This window comes from Dietzia maris, assembly GCF_014144855.1.
GTDB lineage: Bacteria > Actinomycetota > Actinomycetes > Mycobacteriales > Mycobacteriaceae > Dietzia > Dietzia kunjamensis.
In genome coordinates, this window is record NZ_JAALDN010000423.1 from 1 (window position 1) to 7,145 (window position 7,145).

A 7,145-nucleotide genomic window follows, 5' to 3' on the forward strand; every position below is an offset into this window, starting at 1 on the left:
CTCGCCCCGGCCGCTGTGCTCGATCTGCCCGCCGGGCCGGCCGCGTTCGCTTCTTCCACCACACCCCCCGCCGGCCGGGCGGTCGGTCACCGCGCGGCGGCAGTGCTGAGGTCGCGCTGGCCGTCGACGGAGGTCCGGTCCCCGTTGCGCGAGGACGGCGCGGTGGATCCGCACGGCATGTGGTCAGGCAGCCCCTGGTGAGGAGCCCGGGTCAGGAACCCCGGTGAGGAAGCCCCGGTGAGGCCCGGCCCGCCGCCGGCGTCAGCGGGTGTAGTCGGTCGCCTTCTCGTAGCGGCCCTGCTCGTCCCAGACCCGCCGCAGGAGCTGCTCGAGCTCCCACACGTCGCCCTCGCTGCCGAAGTGCTTGCGTTCGATGGTGCTGAGCTTGTCCTCGTTCTCGACGATCTTCGCCCACAGCTTCGCCCGCTCGACCGGATCGTCGACGAAATCCTTGTCGAGGTATTCGAGCGAGTGCCGCTTGAGGTTGCCGAGGACCGTGAGCGCCTTGCCGGCCGGGCTGAGCAGGGAGCCGAGGACCGTCACCACGAGCACGCCCACGATGATGCCCAGCGAGAGGAACGTGGGGACCTCCACCACGTCGACGTGCTCGCCGCCGTTGATGAACGGCAGGTTGTTCTCGTGCAGGGCGTGGAGGATGAGCTTGACGCCGATGAAGCCGAGGATCGCGGCGAGCCCGTACTTGAGGTAGACGAGCCGGTCGAGCAGGCCGTCGAGCAGGAAGTACAGCTGGCGCAGGCCGAGCAGCGAGAACGTGGTGGCGGTGAAGACGATGAAGACGTTCTGCGTGAGGCCGAAGATCGCGGGGATCGAATCCAGCGCGAACATGATGTCGGTGCCGCCGATGGCGACCATGACGATCATCATCGGCGTCATGACGCGCTTGCCGTTCTCGATGGTGAACAGCTTGTCGTGGTCGTAGTGGTCGGTGGCCGGGATGAATCGCTTGGCCAGGCGCACCACCACGTTGTCGGCGTCGTCGTCCTCGTCGTCCTCGGCCAGCAGACGTCCGGCGGTGACGATGAGGAACAGGCCGAAGATGTAGAACAGGACGGCGAACTTGTTGAGCAGCGCGGCGCCCACGAAGATGAACGCGGTCCGCGCGATGATCGAGAACACGATGCCGAACAGCAGTGCCTTCTGCTGGCCCGCACGCGGCACCTTGAAACTGGTGAGCAGCAGCAGGAACACGAACAGGTTGTCCACCGAGAGCGCCTTCTCGGTGATGTACCCGGCGAAGTACTCCACGCCCATGTCTGTGCCGCCGAAGATCCACACCACGCCGCCGAAGATCAGGGCGATCCCCACGTAGAGCGCGGACCAGATGGCCGACTCCTTGAGGGTGGGGATGTGCTCCTTGCGCACGTGAAAGAAGTAGTCGAACAGCAACAGGGCGATGATGAGGCCGACTGACAACGACCATGCGAGCGGGGTGGCTCCCAACGGGGGTTCCTTTCCGGGGAGGGCCTGGGACCGGATTATCCTACCCGTGTCCGGCGGCGGGAGACCCCCGGCGGAGGTTTTGACCGCTGCCCGTCAATCCCTGCGGCGGATCGACATCGTGTGCCGGGCCTCCACGACCGTCCCGCCGCGGGCGTCGGTGACCAGGGCCGTGTGGACGATGCTCGTCCGGGGCCGCGCGGTCAGCTGCTCACGGATGGAGTCGGCCTCCACGCGGGGGACCTCCACGACGCACCGCAGACGACCGCGTCCGGGGGTACGGAAGTCGATCGTCGCGGACTTGGTCCACACCTGGTAACCGGTGCCGAGCTGCCCGGACAGCAGCGCCCCGTAGAGCACGTCGGTGGCGGCGAACAGCGCGCCGCCGAACGCGGTGCCGTTGGTGTTGGCCGTCCACGGGGCCACGTGCATGTCGAGCTCCCCGCGGGTCCAGTCCGGCGCGACGTGGCGGATGCGGATCCCCGAGCCCAGCAGGGGTGGATAGAGCGAGGCCAGGACCGGGAACGCCCGGGGGCTCGAGGTGTATCGGTGCAGCAGCGTCTTGGGCACGGGGCGAGCTTAACTTACCGGCGGATCAGTTCGGGGCGGCTGCGATCCGGTGACGAAAACACGAATTCCCTAGACAAAAAGCACCGATTTGTCTAAGTTCAGGGGTCCGACCACGGAACCGATCGTGGCCGACGACGAGGAGGCACGTCATGAGGATCATCGTGGATCCGGACCGGTGCGAGGGCCAGGCGGTGTGCGTCGGGCTCGCCCCCGCAGTGTTCGAGCTGGGGGACGACGACGAGGTGGTGCGCGTCATCGTCGATGAGGTCCCCGAGGAGCACGAGAAGCGGGCACGGAAGGCCGTCGCGAAGTGCCCGATGGCTGCTCTCAGAGAGGCCTGACGGGCCACGCCCCCGGATCGCGTCCGGTCAGCGCCAGCGCCGTGTCCCGGGCGGGGACGTCCGGCCCCTCGTAGCCGGGCACCGGGGGATCGAAGAGTTCCGGGGCCGGGTTGTCGGCGAGATCTGCCCGGACGAACTCCAGCACGGCCCGATCGAGCTCGTCGCCCCACCGCAGGTCGATCCGCTGGGAGACGGCGAGATCCCACGCGTGGACGGCGAGGTCGAACACCTGTTGCGCCAGGTAGTGCTTCGCGGGCGCCAGCCCGTAGGACAGGTGCACCTCGTCGTCGTCCGGGGTCCCTCGCCACGCCGCCGCCACCGGCGGGCGGATCGCGTGCCAGTCGGTGACCAGCTCCGGCCCGGTCGCCTCGTGGAGCCGACGCAGGCGGTCCTCCAGATCGTCGGCCACCTCGTCGACGGTGCCGCCGGCCAGCAACCCCGGCACCCACAATTGCTCGTCGACCACGTGGGCCAGCACCTCGTGCGCCGTCCAGTCGCTGCAGGGGGTGGCGGCGTCCCAGTCGGTGATGGCGGGCAGGACCTCGTCGTAGAGGTCGGCGGCGCGGGACTGCAGGGCGATCCAGTCGGTCATGGACCCATCCTGCCAAAATCCGCTACTCCACCTCCGGATCCGCGAGTCCAATCGGCATAGCGGATCCGGATTCGCGGTAGCGGATTTCGTGGGTCAGCCGCCGGGCTTGTCGAACCGCTCGCCGGCGCCCATCCGCTGCAGTCGCAGCCACTCGCGCAGGCCCGCCGGGTCGCGCCTCGTCACCAGGAAATACCAGCCGAAGCGCAGGATCTCCTGGGGGATGAGTCGCCGATTGCCGGGCTGGGTGAGCACGTACCCGCGGTTGCGGTAGGTGAAGTGGCGTTTGACCGGGTCGTCGGGGAACTGGGTGTGCATCCGGCCGCCGAGGATCGGCTTGAACTCGTCCGAGCCCTGCGGGTGCAGGTAGGCGGTGGTCAGGCAGGTGCCGAAGGGCTGGCCGGAGCGGACGAGCCGGCGGTGCATCTCCACCTCGTCGCCGCGGATGAACAGCCGTAGATCCGGAACGCCCACCCGGTCCAGGCAGTCGGCGGTGAACAGCGCGCCGTTGAACAGCGACGCGATGCCGGGCAGCAGGTCCTCGGCCGGTGCTGCGGGCCCGCCCGTCCCACCGGCCCCGCCCGTCCCACCGGCCCCGCCGACCGTGAACAGCTCGGAGCGGTGTCGTCGCCACACCAGGCCGCGCCGCAGCGGGAACGCCAGACGGTCGGGATCGTCGAGGTCGCACACCACCGGCGACACCTCGGCCAGCCCGTGGCGGTCCATGCAGCCCAGCAGGGTCGCCAGCACCTCGGGCCCCTCGGGGCGGCCATCGTCGTCGGCGCACCACACCAGGCCCGCCCCGGTGGCCAGGGCGTGGAGCATCCCCAGTGCGAACCCGCCCGCGCCACCCAGGTTGTGCTTTGAGCCGATGTACGTGGCCTCGACCGGCTGGGCTTCGACCAGTTCTCGCACGGCCTGCTCGTCGGCATTGTCGATCACCACCAGGTGGTCGATCGGGCGGGTCTGGCCGCACACCACCTCGAGCGAGGCGCGCAGCTGCTCCAGCCGGCGGTGCGTGACCACCACGGCCACGACGCGCCGCCCGTCGCCGCCCCGCTGGGTTGCGCTGGCGGAATGCTTGCTTCCGGCGGGGTTGTGCTGCGTGTCGGGACCATTCTGGGCGCGCAGGTCCGAGCCCATCACCGCAGGGGCGTCCGACCCGGGCGTGTCGCCCGCACCGCCCGGGCGGCCCGCGCCATGCCGCTCAGTCTTCATGGTGCATCCTGCCGATGTACTCGCCGATCGAGCGCCCGGCCTCGGGGCCCTCGTAGGCGGTGACGATCTCCTCGATGCTGCCGCGCTGGCGGATCCGGCCGTGGTCGATCCACATGGCCGAGTCGCACAGCTGCGCGAGGAATTCGTTGGAATGAGAGGCGAACACGAGGATGCCGGAGCGGGAGACCAGCTCGGCCAGCTTGACCCGCGCCTTCTTCATGAACTCCGCGTCCACGGCACCGATGCCCTCGTCGAGGAGCAGGATCTCGGGGTCGATGGAGGTCACCACACCCATCGCCAGGCGAACCCGCATGCCGGTGGAGTAGGTGCGCAGTGGCATGTCGAGGTACTCGCCGAGCTCGGTGAAGTCGGCGATCTCCTCGACCTTCGCCTTCATCTGCTTGCGCGTCTGCCCGAGGAACAGCCCGCGGATGATGATGTTCTCGTAGCCCGAGATCTCCGGGTCCATGCCGACGCCCAGGTCGAAGACCGGCGCCACGCGACCGCGGATCCGGGCCGCCCCGCGGGTGGGCTCGTAGATGCCGGAGAGCAGGCGCAGCAGCGTGGACTTTCCGGCCCCGTTGTGGCCGACGAGCCCGATGCGGTCGCCCTCCCGGAGGGAGAGGGTGATGTCCTTGAGTGCCTCGACGACGACGACGTTGGACGCGTTGCGGCCGATCGCGCCGCCGGCGGATCCCAGCACGGCCTTCTTGAGCGATCGCGACTTGGCGTCGAAGATCGGGAAGTCGACGCAGGCGTCCACGCAGTCGATGGACACGCCGCCGGGCGTGGGGACAGCGGAGCTCATGGGATATATCTCCTACACCCAGTACGGGACTCGGGAGCGGAACTGGCGCAGGGCCACGAACGCGAGGACCAGGCCGACGGCGGTGCAGCCCAGGACGATCCACCAGTGATAGGCGGCGGTGGGTTCCCCGAGCATGGGGGCGCGGACGATCTCGAGGTAGTGGTAGAGCGGGTTGAGCTCGGCGATCCGGGCCCGCTCGGCGATCTCCCCGCCCTGCTCGTAGAGCGTCTGCGTGGTCCAGACGATGGGGGTCATGTAGAACAGCAGCTGCACCATCGAGTCCAGCAGCGGCGCGATGTCGCGGAACCGGGTGGCGAGGATGCCGAACAGCATGGCCACCCAGACGCCGTTGATCATGAGCACCGCCAGTCCCAGGACGGACAGCAGCAGGTCCCAGCCCAGGGGGCGCGGGAAGACCAGCATGAGCACCACCCAGATCACCAGGTTGTGGCACAGGAACAGGAACTGCCGCCAGACCAGGCGGTAGACGTGGACGCTCAACGCGCTGGGCAGCTGCTTGATCAGGCCCTCGTTGGCGATGAAGACCTCGGAGCCCTCCTTGATGCACCCGGAGATGAAGCCCCACATGATGAGGCCCACGGTGACGTGCGGGAGGAACTCGGCGAGCGGGATCTGGAATAGGATCGAGTACAGCAGGCCGAGCGCGACGGCCATGACACCGGTGGCGATGGTGATCCACAGGGGTCCGAGCGTGGACCGCCGGTAGCGCTGTTTGATGTCCTGCCAGCCCAGGGACAACCACAGCTCGCGCTGGCTGAGCCCCTGCCGCAGGTCGGCGACGGCCCGGCGGAAGGTGTGGGAGTCGTTGACGATCTCGCCGCGTACGCGCTCGTCGGGGAGCGTCGCCGAGGTGGGATCGGGGAGGGACTGGTCCTGCACGATCGGGAAGCCTACTAGAGCGGCCGGCGGTGGCAGCCCCGCAGCGAGTGCGCGTAGACAGTAGAGATGACGACCAGTACGCAGATCCAGCTCGCGAGCCGCCCCCGCGGATGGCCGACCCACGACAACTTCCGCACGGTCACCGTCGACCTGCCCGAGCTCGCCGAGGGCGAGGTGCGGGTGGCCAACGAGTACGTCTCCGTGGATCCCTACATGCGTGGCCGCATGAACGAGGGGCGCTCCTACATCCCGCCGTTCGAGCTCGACGAGACCATGACCGGCGCCGCGGTGGGGCGTGTCGTCGAGTCGCGGTCCGACACCCACCCCGTCGGTGCGGTGGTCCTGCACGACCTGGGGTGGCGTGACGTCGCCCAGGCCGACGGTCGGCAGTTCCGCGTGGTGGAGGAGATCGACGGCGTGCCGGTCTCGGCGTACCTGGGCATCCTCGGCACCACCGGACTCACGGCGTACGTGGGGCTCATGCACATCGGACGGTTCCGGGCGGGCGAGTCGGTGTTCGTCTCGGGTGCGGCGGGTTCCGTCGGTTCCGCGGTGGGCCAGATCGCCAGGCTCGAGGGCGCGTCCAAGATCATCGGTTCGGCCGGCAGTGCGGAGAAGGTCGCCACGTGCACGGAGCGCTACGGCTTCGACGCCGCGATCAATTACAAGGACGGCTCGGTCCGTGAGCTCCTGCGGGGGCACTTCGGCGCCCGCGACGGTGAGGGCATCGACGTCTACTTCGACAACGTGGGCGGTGACCACCTCGAGGCCGCGCTCGACCTGATGAACGACGGGGGCCGCCTGGCCCTGTGCGGCGCGATCAGCTCCTACAACGCCACCGAGCGCAGCCCCGGTCCGGACAACATGTGGCACGCCATCACCCGTGGCCTCACCCTGCAGGGCTTCACGGTGAACAAGTACATGCACTTGTTCAAGGAGTTCGCGGAGAAGGTCGGGCCGTGGGTCGCCTCGGGCGAGATCGTGTTCGACGAGACCGTCGTCGACGGCATCGACAACTCGGTCGACGCGTTCCTCGATCTGATGAAGGGCGCGAACGTGGGCAAGATGCTCGTGAGGATCTGATCCCACCTATCTGACCCCACCGATCTGACCCCCGGTCCGGTCCGGCGGCCGATCGACGGTCTGACCCGGGCGGCGGGGCCCCACGGGGGTGCGGCAGGGTTGACGTCATGACGCCGACTCGCCGAGCCGCGCCCGCCGCCCGCCTGAGACGACGGGCCCGTCGCCGGCTCGACGCCGT

Annotated in this window: 8 protein-coding genes and 1 pseudogene; 3 read left to right on the top strand and 6 right to left on the bottom strand. The window is 69.0% G+C overall.

Translation table 11 applies throughout. The features are described from left to right. Positions 1-201 (top strand): annotated as a pseudogene (locus G6024_RS16420) (hypothetical protein); the annotation flags it as partial. Between the two features lie 60 nt (positions 202-261). Here the strand turns inward: G6024_RS16420 and G6024_RS13575 are convergent. Continuing rightward, positions 262-1,461: a TerC/Alx family metal homeostasis membrane protein gene (locus G6024_RS13575; RefSeq protein WP_159148935.1), complete on the bottom strand. Its 1,200-nt coding sequence runs from the start codon at positions 1,459-1,461 to the stop codon at positions 262-264. A gap of 93 nt (positions 1,462-1,554) precedes the next feature. Beyond that, positions 1,555-2,028 carry a DUF4442 domain-containing protein gene (locus G6024_RS13580; RefSeq protein WP_067714753.1) on the bottom strand — a complete coding sequence of 158 codons (474 nt, stop codon included), beginning with the start codon at positions 2,026-2,028 and terminating at the stop codon, positions 1,555-1,557. A 149-nt stretch (positions 2,029-2,177) separates the two neighbouring features. On the opposite strand from G6024_RS13580, the gene G6024_RS13585 reads away from it, so the two are divergent. Further along, positions 2,178-2,369: a ferredoxin gene (locus tag G6024_RS13585; protein WP_007633389.1), complete on the top strand. Its 192-nt coding sequence runs from the start codon at positions 2,178-2,180 to the stop codon at positions 2,367-2,369. Here the strand turns inward: G6024_RS13585 and G6024_RS13590 are convergent. The 4 genes from G6024_RS13590 to wzm all read right to left on the bottom strand — a co-directional run bounded on the left by G6024_RS13590 (position 2,356) and on the right by wzm (position 5,884). Further along, positions 2,356-2,961, bottom strand: a complete 606-nt coding sequence (locus tag G6024_RS13590; protein WP_067714750.1) for a maleylpyruvate isomerase family mycothiol-dependent enzyme — start codon at positions 2,959-2,961, stop codon at positions 2,356-2,358. The two genes, G6024_RS13585 and G6024_RS13590, sit on opposite strands and share 14 nt — an antisense overlap. Positions 2,962-3,054: 93 nt before the next feature. Further along, the gene (glfT1, locus tag G6024_RS13595) at positions 3,055-4,176 is read right to left on the bottom strand and encodes a galactofuranosyltransferase GlfT1 (RefSeq protein ID WP_235027911.1); all 1,122 of its coding nucleotides are present in this window, start codon (positions 4,174-4,176) and stop codon (positions 3,055-3,057) included. After that, positions 4,166-4,984: a galactan export ABC transporter ATP-binding subunit Wzt/RfbE gene (gene wzt, locus G6024_RS13600; protein ID WP_132062169.1), complete on the bottom strand. Its 819-nt coding sequence runs from the start codon at positions 4,982-4,984 to the stop codon at positions 4,166-4,168. Before wzt ends, glfT1 begins: the two co-directional genes overlap by 11 nt. Positions 4,985-4,996: 12 nt before the next feature. Next, a complete protein-coding gene (gene wzm / locus G6024_RS13605) occupies positions 4,997-5,884 on the bottom strand; it encodes a galactan export ABC transporter permease subunit Wzm/RfbD (protein ID WP_132062167.1) in 888 nt (295 codons plus the stop codon). A 66-nt stretch (positions 5,885-5,950) separates the two neighbouring features. Between wzm and G6024_RS13610 the strand changes: the two genes are divergently transcribed. Beyond that, positions 5,951-6,967 (top strand): NADP-dependent oxidoreductase, encoded by a 1,017-nt coding sequence (locus G6024_RS13610; protein ID WP_132062165.1) that lies wholly within the window; start codon positions 5,951-5,953, stop codon positions 6,965-6,967. Positions 6,968-7,145: the final 178 nt, after the last annotated feature.

What these genes read in the sequence shown, in the direction of transcription:
- G6024_RS13585 (WP_007633389.1), top strand. Translation starts at nt 2,178, where the DNA reads ATGAGGATCATCGTGGATCCGGACCGGTGCGAGGGCCAGGCGGTGTGC.
- G6024_RS13590 (WP_067714750.1), bottom strand. Translation starts at nt 2,961, where the DNA reads ATGACCGACTGGATCGCCCTGCAGTCCCGCGCCGCCGACCTCTACGAC.
- glfT1 (WP_235027911.1), bottom strand. Translation starts at nt 4,176, where the DNA reads ATGAAGACTGAGCGGCATGGCGCGGGCCGCCCGGGCGGTGCGGGCGAC.
- wzt (WP_132062169.1), bottom strand. Translation starts at nt 4,984, where the DNA reads ATGAGCTCCGCTGTCCCCACGCCCGGCGGCGTGTCCATCGACTGCGTG.
- G6024_RS13610 (WP_132062165.1), top strand. Translation starts at nt 5,951, where the DNA reads ATGACGACCAGTACGCAGATCCAGCTCGCGAGCCGCCCCCGCGGATGG.